Source organism: Salmonella sp. SAL4457, from assembly GCF_046548235.1.
Classification (GTDB): Bacteria; Pseudomonadota; Gammaproteobacteria; order Enterobacterales; family Enterobacteriaceae; genus Salmonella; species Salmonella enterica.
Genome location: NZ_JBGDZO010001043.1, coordinates 1 through 248 on the forward strand (window position 1 = coordinate 1; position 248 = coordinate 248).

1 protein-coding gene is annotated in these 248 nt (G+C 62.5%); it reads left to right on the forward strand.

Annotated elements, in window-relative coordinates; translation table 11 throughout:
• The coding region (locus ACLJNW_RS27360) for a hypothetical protein (RefSeq protein WP_410961695.1) at window positions 1-248 on the forward strand (248 nt) is incomplete at both ends.

Below are 248 nucleotides of genomic sequence, written 5' to 3' on the forward strand. Positions count from 1 at the left end.
ATAACCTGGCTGGTCGGCCTCTGCCTGTTTGTCCTGCTGCCAGTTCGGGGCGCGATACTGCCGGAGAACATCCACTCGATCGGCTTCACGGTGGCGCAGATATTCGGCATGGTCTACTACGCCAAATCAGCCTTCGGTCCGGCCCTGGACAGCCACAAGGCAGCGGGCGGAGCGTTCATTTCCAACTGGCGGGCGGCGGGGATCGGCCTGCTGTTCATGTTGGTGGTCCTGTCGGTAGCGATCCCGGT